Origin of the sequence: Pseudomonas fluorescens group sp. (assembly GCF_020093335.1) — a bacterium.
Taxonomy (GTDB): domain Bacteria; phylum Pseudomonadota; class Gammaproteobacteria; order Pseudomonadales; family Pseudomonadaceae; genus Aquipseudomonas; species Aquipseudomonas petroselini.
The window spans coordinates 20,193-36,403 of the sequence record NZ_JAIOKW010000027.1; the positions used below are offsets into that span (position 1 = coordinate 20,193).

The 16,211-nt window shown below is 60.4% G+C and carries 15 protein-coding genes; 6 read left to right on the plus strand and 9 right to left on the minus strand.

The window, feature by feature from the left end; all coding sequences use genetic code 11:
- Positions 1–7 precede the first annotated feature (7 nt).
- Genes K7431_RS22465 through K7431_RS22480 form a run of 4 tightly spaced genes read left to right on the plus strand, consistent with a single transcriptional unit; the run spans position 8 to position 3,504 of the window.
- Entirely contained in the window at positions 8–1,156 is a 1,149-nt protein-coding gene (locus tag K7431_RS22465) for an ABC transporter permease (protein ID WP_012721540.1), read from the plus strand.
- Positions 1,153–1,956, plus strand: a complete 804-nt coding sequence (locus K7431_RS22470) for an ABC transporter ATP-binding protein (protein WP_012721539.1) — start codon at positions 1,153–1,155, stop codon at positions 1,954–1,956. The genes K7431_RS22465 and K7431_RS22470 overlap by 4 nt, the downstream gene beginning before the upstream one ends.
- A gap of 1 nt (position 1,957) precedes the next feature.
- Positions 1,958–2,896 carry an MlaD family protein gene (locus K7431_RS22475; protein WP_012721538.1) on the plus strand — a complete coding sequence of 313 codons (939 nt, stop codon included), beginning with the start codon at positions 1,958–1,960 and terminating at the stop codon, positions 2,894–2,896.
- Positions 2,893–3,504, plus strand: coding sequence for an ABC-type transport auxiliary lipoprotein family protein (locus K7431_RS22480; RefSeq protein ID WP_012721537.1), 612 nt, complete (start codon positions 2,893–2,895; stop codon positions 3,502–3,504). Before K7431_RS22475 ends, K7431_RS22480 begins: the two co-directional genes overlap by 4 nt.
- Positions 3,505–3,596: 92 nt before the next feature.
- On the opposite strand, the gene K7431_RS22485 is transcribed toward K7431_RS22480, so the two are convergent.
- The 5 genes from K7431_RS22485 to K7431_RS22505 all read right to left on the minus strand — a co-directional run bounded on the left by K7431_RS22485 (position 3,597) and on the right by K7431_RS22505 (position 8,018).
- Positions 3,597–4,826: a nucleoside recognition domain-containing protein gene (locus tag K7431_RS22485; RefSeq protein WP_012721536.1), complete on the minus strand. Its 1,230-nt coding sequence runs from the start codon at positions 4,824–4,826 to the stop codon at positions 3,597–3,599.
- A gap of 98 nt (positions 4,827–4,924) precedes the next feature.
- Positions 4,925–6,256: a glutamate/aspartate:proton symporter GltP gene (gene gltP / locus K7431_RS22490; protein WP_012721535.1), complete on the minus strand. Its 1,332-nt coding sequence runs from the start codon at positions 6,254–6,256 to the stop codon at positions 4,925–4,927.
- Between the two features lie 764 nt (positions 6,257–7,020).
- Entirely contained in the window at positions 7,021–7,488 is a 468-nt protein-coding gene (locus K7431_RS22495) for an inhibitor of vertebrate lysozyme family protein (protein WP_012721534.1), read from the minus strand.
- A 2-nt stretch (positions 7,489–7,490) separates the two neighbouring features.
- Positions 7,491–7,655 carry a DUF1328 domain-containing protein gene (locus K7431_RS22500; RefSeq protein WP_003170804.1) on the minus strand — a complete coding sequence of 55 codons (165 nt, stop codon included), beginning with the start codon at positions 7,653–7,655 and terminating at the stop codon, positions 7,491–7,493.
- Between the two features lie 78 nt (positions 7,656–7,733).
- Positions 7,734–8,018, minus strand: a complete 285-nt coding sequence (locus tag K7431_RS22505; protein ID WP_012721533.1) for a hypothetical protein — start codon at positions 8,016–8,018, stop codon at positions 7,734–7,736.
- Positions 8,019–8,397: 379 nt separating this feature from the next.
- On the opposite strand from K7431_RS22505, the gene algB reads away from it, so the two are divergent.
- Positions 8,398–9,744 carry a sigma-54-dependent response regulator transcription factor AlgB gene (gene algB, locus K7431_RS22510; RefSeq protein WP_012721532.1) on the plus strand — a complete coding sequence of 449 codons (1,347 nt, stop codon included), beginning with the start codon at positions 8,398–8,400 and terminating at the stop codon, positions 9,742–9,744.
- 10 nt (positions 9,745–9,754) lie between these two features.
- Complete coding sequence (locus K7431_RS22515; RefSeq protein WP_012721531.1) at positions 9,755–11,542, plus strand: ATP-binding protein; 1,788 nt, start codon at positions 9,755–9,757, stop codon at positions 11,540–11,542.
- 59 nt (positions 11,543–11,601) lie between these two features.
- Here the strand turns inward: K7431_RS22515 and K7431_RS22520 are convergent, their stop codons facing one another.
- From K7431_RS22520 to dsbA, 4 genes are all read right to left on the minus strand, one after another.
- Positions 11,602–12,414: an N-acetylmuramoyl-L-alanine amidase gene (locus K7431_RS22520; protein WP_012721530.1), complete on the minus strand. Its 813-nt coding sequence runs from the start codon at positions 12,412–12,414 to the stop codon at positions 11,602–11,604.
- Positions 12,415–12,502: 88 nt separating this feature from the next.
- Positions 12,503–14,557 carry a GGDEF domain-containing protein gene (locus tag K7431_RS22525; RefSeq protein ID WP_012721529.1) on the minus strand — a complete coding sequence of 685 codons (2,055 nt, stop codon included), beginning with the start codon at positions 14,555–14,557 and terminating at the stop codon, positions 12,503–12,505.
- Positions 14,554–15,432, minus strand: a complete 879-nt coding sequence (locus K7431_RS22530; RefSeq protein ID WP_012721528.1) for an endonuclease/exonuclease/phosphatase family protein — start codon at positions 15,430–15,432, stop codon at positions 14,554–14,556. Before K7431_RS22530 ends, K7431_RS22525 begins: the two co-directional genes overlap by 4 nt.
- Before the next feature lie 10 nt (positions 15,433–15,442).
- Positions 15,443–16,078, minus strand: coding sequence for a thiol:disulfide interchange protein DsbA (dsbA, locus tag K7431_RS22535; protein ID WP_010207835.1), 636 nt, complete (start codon positions 16,076–16,078; stop codon positions 15,443–15,445).
- Between the last annotated feature and the right edge of the window lie 133 nt (positions 16,079–16,211).

Sequence of the window (16,211 nt, forward strand, 5' to 3'; positions counted from 1 at the left end):
GGAGCTTATGACCACCAGTACCTCAGCCGGTGCAGCCCACCTCGATACGTCCACCACCCCGCCACAGCTGAGGATTACGGGAGACTGGACGCTTGCCCACTATGCCAGCCTGAAGAAGCTGTCGGACAAGCTCGACGGCCAATACGATGCGGGCGCGCGTATCGACCTCAATGGCCTGGGCGCCCTCGATACCGCCGGCGCCTCGCTGCTGGTGGAGTTGCTGGGACCGACCCGCATCGAGCAATCCGCCGAGCAGACCGATTGCAGCTTGTCTGCCGCTGACCGTGCACTGCTCAAGACCGTCTACCGCTCCCTGAATGATTTTTGCGTACCGGAGAAAGCCCCGGAAGAAGCCGCCGGTATTCAAGTGCTGGCTCGCATCGGCCGGGCGGTAGACACCGTCTGGCAAGACAGCAAGCAACTGCTGGGCTTTATCGGCCTGATCCTCGAAACCTTCGCCCGCGGAATTTTCCGGCCCAGGCGTTGGCGCCTCACGCCGATGGTCGCGCACCTGGAACAGGTCGGCCTCGACGCCGCCCCCATCGTGGCCCTGCTGACCTTTCTGGTCGGTGCCGTGGTGGCGTTCCTCGGCGCCACCGTACTCAAGAGTTTTGGCGCGACGATTTTCACCGTCGACCTGGTGGCGTTCTCCTTCCTGCGCGAATTCGGAGTGTTGCTGACCGCGATCCTGATCGCCGGTCGCACCGCCAGTGCCTTTACCGCACAAATCGGCTCGATGAAGGCCAACGAAGAGATCGACGCGATCCGCACCCTGGGCCTGGACCCGATGGAACTGCTGGTATTGCCGCGCGTACTGGCGCTACTGGTAGCGCTGCCGATGCTGACCTTCCTGGCAATGCTCTCGGGCATTGTCGGCGGTGGCGTGGTGTGCGCCGTGGCCCTGGATATTTCGCCGGCGATGTTCCTCTCACTGCTGCAATCGGACATTGGCGTGCAGCATTTCCTGGTGGGCCTGGTGAAAGCGCCGATCTTCGCCTTCCTGATCGCCGCCATCGGCTGCCTGGAAGGCTTCAAGGTGAGCGGCAGCGCCGAGTCCGTCGGTGCCCACACCACCTCCAGCGTGGTGCAATCGATTTTTGTGGTGATCGTGCTGGACGCGGTCGCCGCGCTGTTTTTTATGGAGATGGGCTGGTGAGTCGCTTACACCGTGCGACCGCCGAGGCGGTGATTGAAGTGCGCGGCCTGTGCAATCGCTTTGGCACTCAACGCGTGCACGAGAACCTCGATCTGGACTTGTACAAAGGCGAGATCCTTGCCGTGGTCGGCGGCTCCGGCAGCGGCAAGTCGGTGTTGTTGCGCAGCATCGTCGGCCTGCGCCGGCCCAGCGCAGGCGAAGTCCGGGTGTTCGGCAAGAACCTGCCGAGCCTGGCGGAGCATGAGCGATCCCTGGTGGAGCGACGCTTTGGCGTGCTGTTCCAGAAGGGCGCGCTGTTTTCCTCGCTGACCGTGACCGAAAACGTAGCGCTGCCATTAATCGAGCACGCCGGCCTCAGCCGCCGCGACGCCGAGCACCTGGCCGCGGTCAAACTGGCCCTGGCCGGGTTGCCACTGTCGGCAGCCGACAAATACCCGGCGTCACTGTCGGGTGGCATGATCAAGCGCGCCGCGCTGGCCCGTGCGCTGGCCCTGGACCCCGACATCCTGTTTCTCGACGAACCCACCGCTGGCCTCGACCCGATTGGCGCGGCGCAATTCGATCAACTGATCCTGACCCTGCGCGATGCGCTGGGCCTGAGCGTGTTCCTGGTCACCCACGACCTGGACACGCTGTACACCATCACCGACCGCGTGGCAGTGCTGGCACAGAAAAAGGTGCTGGTGGCCGACGCCATCGATGTCGTCTCGGAAACGGACGACGCGTGGATTCACGAATATTTCCACGGCCCCCGAGGCCGCGCGGCATTGGATGCCGCTCAATCGCTCAACGAGGTATGACATGGAAACCCGAGCCCATCATGTGATGATCGGTTTGTTCAGCGTGATCGTGGTAGTCGGCGCGATGTTGTTCGGCCTGTGGCTGGCCAAGTCCAGCGTCGACAGCGCCTTCCAGGATTACGAAGTGATTTTCAACGAGGCGGTCAGCGGCCTGTCACAGGGCAGTTCGGTGCAGTACAGCGGGATTAAAGTGGGCGATGTGATCAGCCTGCGCCTGGACCCCAAAGATCCGCGTCGCGTACTGGCACGTATCCGCCTGGCCGGTGAGACGCCGATCAAGGAAGACACCCAGGCCAAGCTGGCGCTGACCGGCATCACCGGCACCTCGATTATCCAACTCAGCGGCGGTACGCCGCAAAGCCCCGAACTCAAGGGCAAAGACGGTAACTTGCCGGAAATCATCGCCTCACCCTCACCTATCGCGCGCCTGCTGAACAACAGCAACGACCTGATGACCAGCATCAACCTGCTGCTGCATAACGCCAACGACCTGTTTTCCCGCGAGAACGTCGAGCGCCTGAGCAACACCCTGGATAACCTGCAAAAAACTACCGGCGTCATCGCCGACCAGCGCGGCGATATCAAGGTGGTGATGCAGCAACTGATGCAAGTGAGCAAACAGGCCAGCGCCGCCCTGGAGCAGACCACTGTGCTGATGCGCAACGCCAACGGCTTGCTCAACGAACAAGGCAAGCAGGCCTTTGGCAGCGCCGAGCAGGCCATGAAGTCCCTGGAACACAGCACCGCGACCATCAACACCTTGCTGACCAACAACAAGGATTCGGTGAACAGCGGCATGCAAGGCCTCAACGAACTGGCGCCGGCCGTGCGCGAACTGCGCGAAACCCTCGGTTCGCTGCGCGCCATCTCCCGCCGCCTGGAAGCCAACCCCAGCGGTTACCTGCTGGGCAGCGACAAGAACAAGGAGTTCACGCCATGAAGCGTGCTTACCAAATGATCGCCCCTGTGGCGCTGGCACTCGTGAGCGCGTGCTCGATTCTTCCCAAGGCCGACCCTTCTGATGTGTATCGCCTGACCTCGGCCCAGACCACCAGCCAGGGTGCGCCGGTCAGTTGGTCGCTGCGTGTGAATAAGCCGCAGACCAGCGAATTTCTCGACAGCCCACGTATTGCCGTGGTGCCCAATGGCGACCTGATCAGCAGCTATGCCAACTCGCGCTGGAGCGATCCGTCGCCGGTACTGTTGCGCAACCGCTTCATGGATGGCTTTCAACGCGATGGTCGGGTGACGCTGCTGAGTACCGATGACACCAACCTGCAGTCCGACTATGAACTGGGCGGGCAATTGCAGGCGTTCCAGAGTGAATACCGCGGCAGTGCGGTGGAGGTGGTGATTCGCCTGGACGCGCGCCTGGTACGCGGCAGTGATCAGCGGATTGTTGCCAGTCGGCGGTTTGAAGTGAGGCAACCGGTGAGCGATACCAAGGTGCCGGCGGTGGTCGCCGGGTTTGGACAGGCGGGGGATCAGTTGAATAAGCAGGTGGTGGATTGGGTGGTTCAGCAAGGCAATAACGCAGCTAAACACTGAGGGCCTCATCGGGGGCAAGCCCCCTCCCACAGGTTGATCTGTGAACACATTCAAATGTGGGAGGGGGCTTGCCCCCGATAGCAATCCAAGCCTTAACCGAAGAACCAGTAGCACACCGAAATCGCCGCCACCACACCGGCAAACTCCGCCAGCAACGCACAACCCACGGCATGCCGCGCTCGCTGGATCCCCACCGAACCAAAGTACACCGCCAACACATAGAAAGTGGTCTCGGTACTGCCCTGAATCGTCGCCGCCACCAACGCCGGGAAGCTGTCCACGCCCTGGGTCTGCATGGTCTCGATCAGCATCGCTCGCGCAGCGCTGCCGGAGAACGGCTTGACCATCGCGGTCGGCAAGGCATCCACAAAGCGCGTGTCCATGCCCGTCCAGGCGACCACATGGCGAATGCCTTCAAGGCCAAAATCCAGCGCCCCTGAGGCACGCAACACACCCACGGCACACAGCATCGCCACCAGGTAGGGCAGCAGGTTCTTGGCCACATCGAAGCCTTCTTTGGCCCCTTCGACAAACGCCTCATACACCTTGACCTTGCGCAACGCACCGATCACCAGGAACAACATGATCAGGCCGAACAGCGTGAGGTTGCCCAGGATCGACGACAACCCGGCCAGAGCGGTGGCGGAGAGGGTCGCCAGCAGCGCCATGAAGCCGCCCAGCACCAATGCGCCTGGAATCAGGTAGGCCAGCACCACCGGATCCCACAGCCGCAGGCGCTGCATCACCGCCACCGACAGCAGGCCCACCAAGGTGGACGCGCTGGTCGCCAGCAGGATCGGCAGGAACACCAGTGTTGGGTCCGCAGCGCCTTGCTGGGCGCGGTACATGAAGATGGTGACCGGCAACAACGTCAGCGATGAGGCGTTGAGCACCAGGAACAGGATCTGCGCGTTACTCGCCGTGTTGGGGATTGGGTTGAGTTCCTGCAGCGCCTTCATCGCTTTCAAACCGATAGGCGTGGCGGCGTTATCCAGGCCCAGGCCGTTGGCAGCGAAGTTGAGGGTGATCAAGCCGATGGCCGGATGGCCGGCGGGCACTTCCGGCATCAGGCGGCGGAACAGCGGGCCGAGGGCCTTGGCCAGCCAGTCGACGATCCCGGCTTTTTCGGCGATGCGCAAAAAGCCCAGCCATAACGTCAGGGTGCCGAACAGCAGCACCATCACTTCCACCGACAGTTTGGCCATGGCGAAAATGCTTTCGACCATCGCCGCGAAAATCCCGGCGTTACCGCCGACCAGCCATTGCGCCAGTGCCGACACCATTGCCACGACAAAGAAGCCAAGCCACAGGCCATTGAGCATCAGTTAAATCCCCCGAAGAATGGAGCGAATGATAGCGGGGCTGGCAGAAACGACAAACCCCGGAATTTTCCGGGGTTTGTGTCAGAGCAGTCGTATTATCAGCTGCGGGTGGCTTGGCCCAGCGGCGAGGCTTCCTTGCTGCGCCAGTGCGGCAGCGAATTCCAATAGCGCTCGCCCTTGGCATCGTCGTACATGCCTTCCCAACGGGAGATCACCAGCACTGCAAGGGCATTGCCGATTACGTTCAGGGCGGTACGTGCCATGTCCATGATGCGGTCGACACCGGCGATAAACGCCAGGCCTTCCAGCGGAATGCCCACGCTGCCCAGCGTGGCCAGCAACACCACGAAGGACACGCCCGGCACACCGGCGATGCCTTTGGAGGTGACCATGAGGGTCAGCACCAGCATCAGTTGCTGGCCGATCGACAGGTCGATGCCATACAGCTGGGCGATGAAGATCGCCGCAATGCTCTGGTAGAGGGTCGAACCGTCGAGGTTGAACGAGTAGCCGGTCGGCACCACGAAGCTGCAGATCGCCTTCGGCGCGCCGTAGGCTTCCATCTTCTCGATCACGCGTGGCAGCACGGTTTCGGAGCTGGCGGTGGAATAGGCCAGTACCAGCTCATCCTTGAAGATGCGCATCAGCTTGATCACCGAGAAGCCGAACAGGCGGGCGATCAGGCCGAGGATCACGAAAGCGAAGAACAGGATGGCGACGTAAACCAGGATCACCAGCTTGGCCAACGGCAACAGCGAGGCGAAGCCGAAGTTGGCGACGGTCACGGCGATCAATGCGAATACGCCGATCGGGGCGTACTTCATGATCATGTGGGTGACTTTGAACATGCTCTCGGACACGCCTTGGAACATGGTCACCAGCGGCTCGCGCAGCTCAGGCTTGAGGCTCGACAGGCCGAGGCCGAACAGTACCGAGAAGAAGATGATCGGCAGCATCTCGCCACGGGCAACAGCGGCAAAGATGTTCGATGGGATCAGGTTGAGGATGGTCTGGATAAACGCATGCTCATGCTGCACTTCAGCAGCGGTGGCGGTGTACTTGGAGATGTCGACGGTACCCAGGGTACTCATGTCGATGCCAGCGCCTGGGTGGAACACGTTGGCCAGCAGCAGGCCGACCACAATGGCAATGGTGGTGACGATTTCGAAGTAAAGGATGGTTTTGACACCGATACGCCCGAGCTTCTTCGCGTCACCGACACCGGCAATGCCGACGATCAGCGAGGAGATCACGATTGGGATCACGATCATCTTGATCAGGCGGATAAAGATATCGCCCGCTGGCTGCAACACATTGCTGATCCACCAGGCCTTTTCAGCACTGAAATGGTTGAGCACTGCACCGATTGCGATCCCCAGCACCAAACCGATGAGGATCTGCCAGGCGAGGCTTAGCTTTGCCTTCTTCATGTCATTACCCTTACTTCAAGTGAACTTAAGGCAAATGCGCCAGCTGGAACGCTCGAGAGCGAAAAAGTGTGTGCATCTGCCTCCATGGAAGGTCACCGCAGCGTGGCCGAAATGGCTTACTGGCAGGCGAAAAAAGGCGCAACTATTCCCATGCAAGGGAGCGACGTCTAATGCCGTAAACGCCTACCCTATGCCGAATCGGCATGGCCTTTTTTCATAATAACTGTCCGAACGGTCAGTTCAAATGCGACAGATTGTCCGGCAAATATGCCGTTAACCTGCCAAACCCGGCTCGCCTAGAGATGCAGCACGTCTTTGCGGTGCTGGCAGAAATGCCTGGGGAATCCGCGACCTGACGCCAGATATGTCCTATAGCGCGACGAAAATTTTATCGATAGATGGTCGTCTCGACACACCAAGAAATGGTTAAAGGCGAGCGATAACAAAATTTGCGGCTATGGGAGGTATAACAGAGCGAGAGGTATGACAGAGCGATATGAGAGGCGAGGGGATGGATGAAAGTCACAAGCCCGCCGCAAGTTCAGCAAGCGATGGGCTTGTGAACCTGCGTCGCAGCTTTTCTCCTGACCCGGCCCTTGCGCAGGCACTCCCTGTACCCGTAGGTCACGCCGATCCCATTTGATCAGAGCAACCCAGCCCCCTGGTCATGCACCACCCTTGGCGAGCAGTGCAAACAGAAAGAAGCGAGGGGGCTTCTTTCTATGGACGCTGGTCCCGCTGACGACAGACGCGCCGGACGGAACCTAGTACCAATTCGGATCTTTCTTCAGCTGTTCCATCAGCAACTTCTGCATGCCTTCATCCGGTTTACCGATAAACCGGTAATCGGCGTGGCGCGTTGGGGACTTGTCCGCCGGCAGGCCGGCCGGGACTTCCACCAACATGGCGTAGGCATCTTCCTTGTCGAGGCTGAAGGCAACGATCAGACGCTTGTTCCGGCAGGTGTCTGCGGTTTCGCAGAGCGGCCCGACCAAGTACTTGTCGCCATCTTCTTCCACGGCATTCATTTGCTCGGCCGTACCCGACAGGTTCATCACCCATTCCGGGAGGCGCTCTTCTTTCTTCACCACGCTTTGCCAGGTCTCACGGTATTGCGGGTCCGCGCTGAGCAATTCGTTGGCTCGGGATTGACCGTCATTGGCGGCCATCACCAAACCGCTGCCGCCCAACAGTAGGGCGGCAGTAATGGCTTTGAAGGACAAAGTGGTCATTTTCAGCCTCGGCCGCGACGACCAAAGAAGAAGGAAGCGATGAACATCACCAGGAAGACCACAAACAGAATTTTTGCGATACCCGTGGCGGTGCCCGCGATACCACCGAAGCCCAGGACTGCAGCCACAATGGCGATGATCAGAAATGTGATTGCCCAACTCAACATGGTGATTCTCCTTATGCTTCTTTTAGAGGTAACAGCGGTAGTGCCGTACTGCCACTCAACACGAGCGGCTTTTGGTGCCTAGAACACCCAACGCTCTTGCGACGGCAGTTCACTCAGGGAAGATTCCTGATCAACCATCTGCAATTGCGGGGCTGTTGCATCGGCAGCAACACTGCCAACGGAACGGAAATGGTTCTGGGTCATGCTCGGACGTTCAAATTGCGGGATCTGCTGCTGACTCTGCTGCCAATGCTGCAACTGCTGGCCGCCAATCAACGTGACCATCAAGGCCAGGCTGGCAAACAGACCTTGCTGCAAGCGCAGTGGCGATACACGCAGTGGGCTGAAGCTTTGGCGAGTCATGCTGATGTTCTCCCGCATTCTGATTATTCGTTAGGAGAGGTATTGCAGAGCGCATGCCAGCTTTTTTACAAAATAAATACCAATAAAATCAATGAGTTAAATATTTATAAACCAACAAGCTTCCAGCATCCTGCACGATGCCCCCTTGAGGGCCGTGCGAAATGCACGATAGCCAGCGGTCGGATCAAGGGATAGAACACGGAGGGTGTGTTGCCGAAGTGGCAAGACGGCATGAAAACGCCAGCAATCGGCGCCTTGTAGGAAGTGATGCAGATACCTGCACAACGTTGTCTTTTATCGATCAGAATAAACCATGCAACTTGCCCGATTATTCCGGGACTAAACACCATCATTCATAGAGTTAAGGAGCGCGGGACAGATGGAATCAGCCAAGGAACTTCAAGGCCGCATTCTTTTAGTGGATGACGAATCCGCGATCCTCCGCACCTTCCGTTATTGCCTGGAAGATGAGGGCTACACCGTCGCCACGGCGAACAGCGCTGCCCAAGCGGATACCTTGATGCAGCGCCAAGTGTTCGACCTGTGCTTCCTGGACTTGCGCCTGGGTGAAGACAACGGCTTGGACGTACTGGCCCAGATGCGCATCCAGGCGCCATGGATGCGTGTGGTCATTGTCACCGCCCATTCGGCGGTCGACACTGCCGTTGATGCGATCCAGGCCGGTGCCGCTGACTACTTGGTAAAGCCTTGCAGCCCAGACCAACTGCGCCTTGCCACTGCCAAGCAGCTGGAAGTGCGTCAACTCTCTGCGCGCCTCGAAGCCTTGGAAGGCGCAGTGCGCCAACCGAAAGACGGCCTTGATTCCCACAGCCCGTCGATGATGGTAGTACTGGAAACCGCACGCCAGGTGGCTGGCACAGACGCCAACATTCTGATCCTGGGTGAATCCGGCACGGGTAAAGGTGAACTGGCCCGAGCCATTCACGGCTGGAGCAAGCGCTCGAAGAAATCCTGTGTGACCATCAACTGCCCGTCGCTGACGGCGGAACTGATGGAGAGCGAGCTGTTCGGCCATAGTCGTGGTGCCTTTACCGGCGCCAGTGAAAGCACCTTGGGCCGTGTCAACCAGGCGGACGGCGGCACGCTGTTTCTCGACGAAATCGGCGATTTTCCGCTCACGTTGCAACCTAAGTTACTGCGCTTTATCCAAGACAAAGAATATGAGCGGGTCGGTGACCCCGTTACCCGACGTGCGGATGTGCGCATCCTCGCCGCCACCAACCTGAACCTGGAAGACATGGTGCGTGATGGCCGCTTCCGCGAAGATCTGCTCTACCGCCTCAACGTGATCACCCTGCACTTGCCGCCGCTGCGCGAACGTAGCGAGGACATCCTGACCCTGGCCGACCGCTTCCTGGCACGTTTCGTCAAGGACTACGCCCGACCGGCGCGCGGTTTCAGCGACGAAGCGCGCGAGGCCCTTCTCAACTACCGCTGGCCGGGAAATATCCGCGAGCTGCGCAACGTAGTAGAGCGCGCCAGCATCATTTGCCCGCAAGAGAAGGTAGAAATCAGCCACCTGGGGATGGCCGAGCAGCCGACCAACAACGCTCCGCGGATCGGCGCGGCGCTGAGCCTGGACGAGCTGGAGAAAGCTCACATCGGCGCCGTGCTCGCCACCAGCGACACCCTGGACCAGGCGGCTCGCACCCTGGGTATCGACGCGTCGACCCTGTACCGCAAACGCAAACAGTACAACCTGTGAGCTGTACCCTATGAAGTTAGCGATGAAGCTGCGCACTCGGCTATTCCTGAGCATCTCAGCGCTGATCACCGTTGCCCTGCTGGGTTTGATCCTGGGCCTGGTCAGCGTCATGCAAATGGCCAAGACTCAGGAATCCCTGATTCGCAGCAACTTCATCACCTTGGACCTGGGCCTCAAGCTGCGTCAGAGCCTGGGTGATCAGTTGATCATGATGCTGGAGGAGCGCCCCGACCCCGAGGCCTTGCAAACCTCCAAGCAGCGCTACGTCGACCTGCTGGACCAAGGTATCGCCCATGAACAACGCGACGGTCGCGGGACGGGGTTCAGCCAGGCCAAGGGCCAGTATCAGGAACTGCTGAACGCTTTTGACGAGTCCCAGCAACCGACCCCTCCACCTGGGGCCAAGGAAAAACTCACCGACACCTTCAATGCGCTGCGCAATGGCTTGATCAACGAGCACAAGCAGGCCTTGGAGAACATCAGCAACAGCGAACACAAATCCCGCGAACGTGCCCTGCTGATCGCCGGGCTACTGGGGCTGGTCGGGCTCGCGGTGCTGATCATCGGGTTTGTGACGGCGCATGGCATCGCCCGGCGTTTTGGCGGACCGATCGAAGCGCTGGCCAAGGCGGCGGACAAGATAGGGCAGGGCGATTTCGAAGTGACACTGCCGATCTCGTCGGCAGCAGAGATGAACCAACTCACCCGCCGCTTCGGCATCATGGCCGAGGCGTTGCGCCAGCATCAGGCGACCAATGTCGATGAACTCCTGGCTGGTCAGCAGCGCCTGCAAGCGGTGCTCGACAGCATAGACGATGGTCTGCTGATGATTGACCGGCAAGGCCGCCTGGAACACCTCAACCCGGTGGCCCAACGCCAACTGGGCTGGGACGAGGAGCGCCTTGGCCAGGGCCTGGGCGAGGCCCTGGTGCGACCGGAACTGGATGAACAGCTGCAATTGGTACTGCGTGGCGGCAGCCTGGAGCGGGCGCCGGAAGATCTGGAAGTGGAAGTCGAAGGCGAATTGCGCCTGTTGACCTACAGCTTGACCCCCGTCAGCCATACCCAGGGGCATATCCTCGGGGCGGTGATGGTGCTGCATGACGTCACCGAACAACGCGCCTTCGAGCGGGTACGCAGCGAGTTCGTACTGCGCGCCTCCCATGAGCTGCGAACACCGGTGACCGGCATGCACATGGCATTCGGGCTGTTCCGCGAGCGGGCGAAATTTCCACCGGACTCCCGTGAAGCGGACCTGCTGGATACAGTCAATGAAGAGATGCAGCGGCTGATGCAATTGATCAACGACCTGCTCAACTTCTCGCGCTACCAGAACGGCCTGCAGAAGCTCACCTTAGGCCCGTGCGACGTGACCGATCTGCTTGAACACGCACGAGCACGCTTCGTCGAGCCGGCCAACGTGCAAAACGTCGAGCTGATGGTAGAAGCCCAATCCGACCTGCCGCGGTTATATGCGGACCAAGCACAGTTGGAACGGGTGCTCGACAACCTGCTGGGCAATGCCCTACGCCACACGCCTAATGGGGGGCAGATTCGTCTGCAGGCACGCCGCCACGGCGAGCGCGTGATTATCAGCGTCGAAGATAACGGCGAAGGCATCGCCTATGGGCAGCAGGGGCGGATCTTCGAGCCCTTTGTGCAGGTGGGTCGCAAGAAAGGCGGCGCCGGCCTGGGGCTGGCGCTGTGCAAAGAGATCGTGCAATTGCACGGCGGCCGCATGGGTGTGTACTCGCGGCCGGGGCAGGGCACTCAGTTCTATATGGCGTTGCCTTTGTAGGAACCCCGCTTGTTGTAGCAAGGACGCTTGTTGAAGCGTCGCACCGCTCCACCCGCCTCTTAAGGGCGCTCCGCACCCGAGCGCAAGCACGCTTGCTCGCCACAGTTCAACGCTCGCAGGATCGCAGCGCTTTGCGCGTCAGGCGTGCCGTCGAACAGCGATGGCCGGAAATGCATCTGGAACGCCGCGATCACATGACGTGTAGCCACATCCAGCTCTCCAGTCTGTGGCGTCTGGTAACCCAAGTGGGCCAATTGTTCCTGGAACCAGGTAATGCTCGGCAGTTCTGTGGCGTACTGCACCTGGAACCGCGCGACGGCCTGTGCATCCGGCCAAACACCCAGCCCCTCAGCGGCCAGGCGCTTCCAGGGGAACAAGGGACCCGGGTCCAGCTTGCGCAGCGGTGCGATATCGCTGTGGCCGATGATGTTCTTGGGGTCGATGCCATTGCGCTTGCTGATGTCCTTGAGCAGCACCACCAGCGATTTCACTTGGGCTTCGGAGTACGGATACCACAAGCGGCCTGTCGGCGTGTCCTTGTAGCCAGGGTTCACGATCTCAATACCAATGGAGCTGGAGTTGAGCCAGGTGCGGCCCATCCATTCGCTTTCCCCGGCATGCCAGGCGCGCTGGCTCTCATCCACCAGCTTGTAGATAGTGCCTGAGGCATCGTCGCCGATCAGATAATGGCTGCTCACCTGACCGTGGGTGAGCAATGCCAGGGAGCGCTCAAGGTTGGTGGAGGTGTAATGCACCACCACGAACTGCACGCGGTTGTCGTGGTTCACCGAGGGGTGGTTGGTGTCCAGGCGAGGGCCGCTGGCGCAGCCCGCAAGGAAAAGAAACACAAAGGCAATGTACAAAAATTTCATGACGGAAGACGTTACGCTGAAGACGATAATGCAACAGTGTAACGTACCGCTTGTGACCTAACCGTCAAATTACAAAATGGAACATTTTTTAGGCGGCCTGCACTTGGTTTCGGCCTGCGGCCTTGGCCCGGTACAAGGCCGCATCCGCGCGCTTGAGCGCCAGGTCACTGCGCTCTCCCGGCTGGAACTGCGCCACACCCATGGACACAGTGATCGTTACCGGCTCCCCCTTGAAGTGAAACGGGCAGGCTTCAATCGCGCCGCGCAACACTTCAACCGCCGCCAGGGCATCCGCGAGGGATGAGTCGGGCATCAGCAACACGAACTCCTCACCGCCGAAACGCGCGATAAAGTCGGTCGGCCGCAGGCGCTTGCGCAGTACGTTGGCGATGATCTTCAGCACCCTGTCGCCAGCCAGGTGGCCGTAGCCGTCGTTGATGCGCTTGAAGTGATCCAAGTCCAGCATCGCCAGCGACAGGCTGTTGCCCCGTTGATGCCAGGCGTTGACCTCGTGATCGAGCCGCTCACTCCACGCGGCGCGGTTGGGCAGGCCAGTGAGCGGATCGATCAAGGCCTTCTGGCGCTGCACCTCCAAGTGCTCGCGATAGCCCTGGGCTTCCTGCTCCATATTGGCAACCCGCTCGGCCAAGCCTTTCAGTCGCGCTGCCGTTTCCTGCTCGCGCTGGTCACGCTGCTGCTGGTGCTCGTCCATGGTGCCGAGAAGACCTTCGAGGTGGCTTTCCAATACGTGCTTGAGGCTTTCCAGATCGGCGGCCTCCTGCACGCTGCTTTGCAAGCCATCGACCTGTTCGCGGATCTGCGTGTCCAGCTCACGGGCGGCCGAACGGCTATCGGCATGGCCGTCGCTGGCGACCTGCAAATGCCCCTGGAACGCTTCGAGACGCTCGTTGAGCTGCTTGAGGTAAGCCTCGAATTCGTGCTGGCCGCTGTCGGTGATTGCCAGCATCAAGACGGCCAGATCGTCGAGGATCGGTAGCAGTTCGTACCAGTTCAGGCCGTGCGCCAGACGCTCACGCATGGCTTCGGCCTGGGGCCGGTGACGCTCGGGTAGCGACAACTCCTCCAGCAGCCCGAGCAGAGTGTCTTCAATATGCTTGGCTACGGAGCTGTAGGACGGCTCCGGCGAATCAGGTAAGGCATAGGTGCCGTCCGCTTGCAGCTCGTCGGGATCGGACTCCTCGACCTCCAGCACAGGAGGGAGCGACAGGCTGCCGATGGTGGTCTCACCCGGCGTTTCGACCTGAACGTCAGGCGTTTCGATAAAAGCGGCGAGGGCGCTTTCCGGTGCCGGCTCTTCTGTCGGAAGCTCCCGCTCGACATACGCTACGGGTACTACGGACGCTTCAACGGGCTCAGCTTGAGGCGGAGCCTCGTATACAAACGTTTCACTGACAGCGTCCGCCACCTTGGCCGGCCCGGCCGACTCAACTGCGGAGGCAACCTTTTCCTGAGGCGGCGGCGCAAAGGCGCGCAAGGCTTGCGTCAGTTCCTCGGACTGTTCGGGCGGCTGGGGCTCGGCGACAGGCTTGGCCACAATGGGTTGCGGTGCCGGGCGGGCTGTCGATTCGCTGGCCTCCGGCTCGGTCGCGACGTCTTTGGAACCAAACAGGCGCTGCAAAAGCCCCGGCCCTGGGCGTGTGGTTTCGCCGTCCGGCTCCAGGTTGTTCAGCGCCTGGCCCTGCAGGCCACTCAACTCGCTGAGCAGCAAGGGGATCTCACGTGCCTGGCTGACTCGGCCGTCCAACTGCTTGGCGAACGTCTTAAGCGGCCGGGCAACCTCACGCGGTAATGGCAACTTTTGCAGCTGGGTAACCAGGGACGTCAGCGCGGTGCTGATCTGGTCGACCCGAGTTTCACGGCGCTGCTCCGAATCCAGCACGGCTTTTTCCAGGCGCGGCAGCAAGGCGGCGAGGGCGGCGTCCATATCATCTGTACGGACAACGTCACGCATTTCCTTCATGCACTGGTCGACGGCACGGTCGGTGCCTTCAGCGGCCAGCGTGCTGCGCACCAGCCCACGGCGTAGCAGGTCGAGGCGGGCTGCCCAACGGCGTTCGAGCTTTTCTTGTTGCTCTATGCTTTTGAGGTATTTCTCTTTCCAGCGCTGGGCGTCGTCGCTCATGCAAGGGGTCCGCGAGGGCCGGGGCTCAACGCGGGTAATGCATCAGCCGTGAGCGAACCCGGCAGACGAATCTCTACCGCGACCGGCAGGTGATCGGAGATGGGCTGCGCCAGCACCTGCACACTCTCGAGTGTGAGGGTAGGGCTGAGCAGGATATGGTCAAGACAGCGTTGCGGGCGCCAGCTGGGGAATGTGGCTTCGGCTTGCGGAGCCAGTAGCCCGAGGTCGCGCAACGGAGAATTCAACAACAGGTCATTGGCATGGGTGTTCATGTCACCCATCAGTACCTGGTGTTTGTAACCGCCAATCAGCTCGCGGATGTAGGCCAGTTGCATCGTGCGGGTGCGCGCACCCAACGCCAGGTGCATCATCACCACCACCAGCGCCTCTGGGCCTTCGCCAAAACGCACAAGGATCGCCCCCCGGCCCTTGGGGCCTGGCAGCGGATGGTCTTCGATGGCGGTGGGCTTCAGGCGACTGAGCACACCATTGCTGTGCTGCGCCAGGCGCCCGAGGTTGCGATTGAGTTGCTGGTACCAATAGGGGAACGCGCCGAGCTGGGCCAGGTGCTCCACCTGATTGATGTAACCGGAACGCATGCTGCCGCCGTCGGCTTCCTGCAACGCAACCAGATCGAAGTCATTCAATAGGTTGCCAATCTTTTGCAGGTTGCCGGCCCGCCCGTTGTGGGGCAGCAGGTGCTGCCAGCCACGGGTGAGGTAGTGACGGTATTTCTCGGTACTGATCCCCACTTGGATATTGAAGCTGAGCAGCCGCAAGCGGCTGTCCGGCGGCAACCCCGTGGACTCCAGGTGATGTTCGTTGACCTGCGGATCATGCAGGCCAACCACGCGTTCGGTACCCCAGCGGCGCATGACGAGCCCCTTACTTGGCTGCGCGCTCTTTGGCGATCAGCTGGTCGGCAACATTGAGGGTCTGCTCAGGACCACCGGAGGTGCCCAGGTCGAAACGGTATTTGCCGTTGACGATCATGGTTGGAACGCCCTGTACGCCGTACTTCTGCGCCAGCTCCTTGGCCTGTTTGATCTGGCCCTGGATCGCGAAGGAGTTGAAGGTGGCCAGGAACTTGTCCTTGTCGACACCTTGGGTGGCCACGAAGTCAGCCATTTCGTCTGGTTTGGTCAGGCGTTTGCCTTGTTTCTGGATCGCGTCGAATACCGCGTTGTGGACCTTATGCTCCACGCCCATGGCTTCCAGGGTCAGGAACAGCTGGCCGTGGGCATCCCATGGGCCACCAAACATGGCAGGGATACGTCTGAAGTTCACGTCTTTAGGCAGCTTCTCGACCCATGGGTTGATGGTCGGCTCAAAGGCGTAGCAATGCGGGCAGCCGTACCAGAACAGCTCCACCACTTCGATCTTGCCTGGCTCCGAGACCGGAACCGGGTTAGCCAATTCAACGTAGGTTTTACCGGCTTCAAGCGGCACGTCGGCAGCTTGTGCGGTCATGCCGAAGAGGCTGGCAGTGACGAGAGCGGCGCTGAGGATCAGATTACGCATGCTTTACTCCTGGACAAATAAAGTCGCCTCACGCGACCTTTGTTGTGACAGGTCTGCGCGGGCATGAGTTCGTTAGTGTAACGGCACCGGCCACAAAAAAGGGCGGCCTAAGCCACCCTTTTTATGCTTGCAT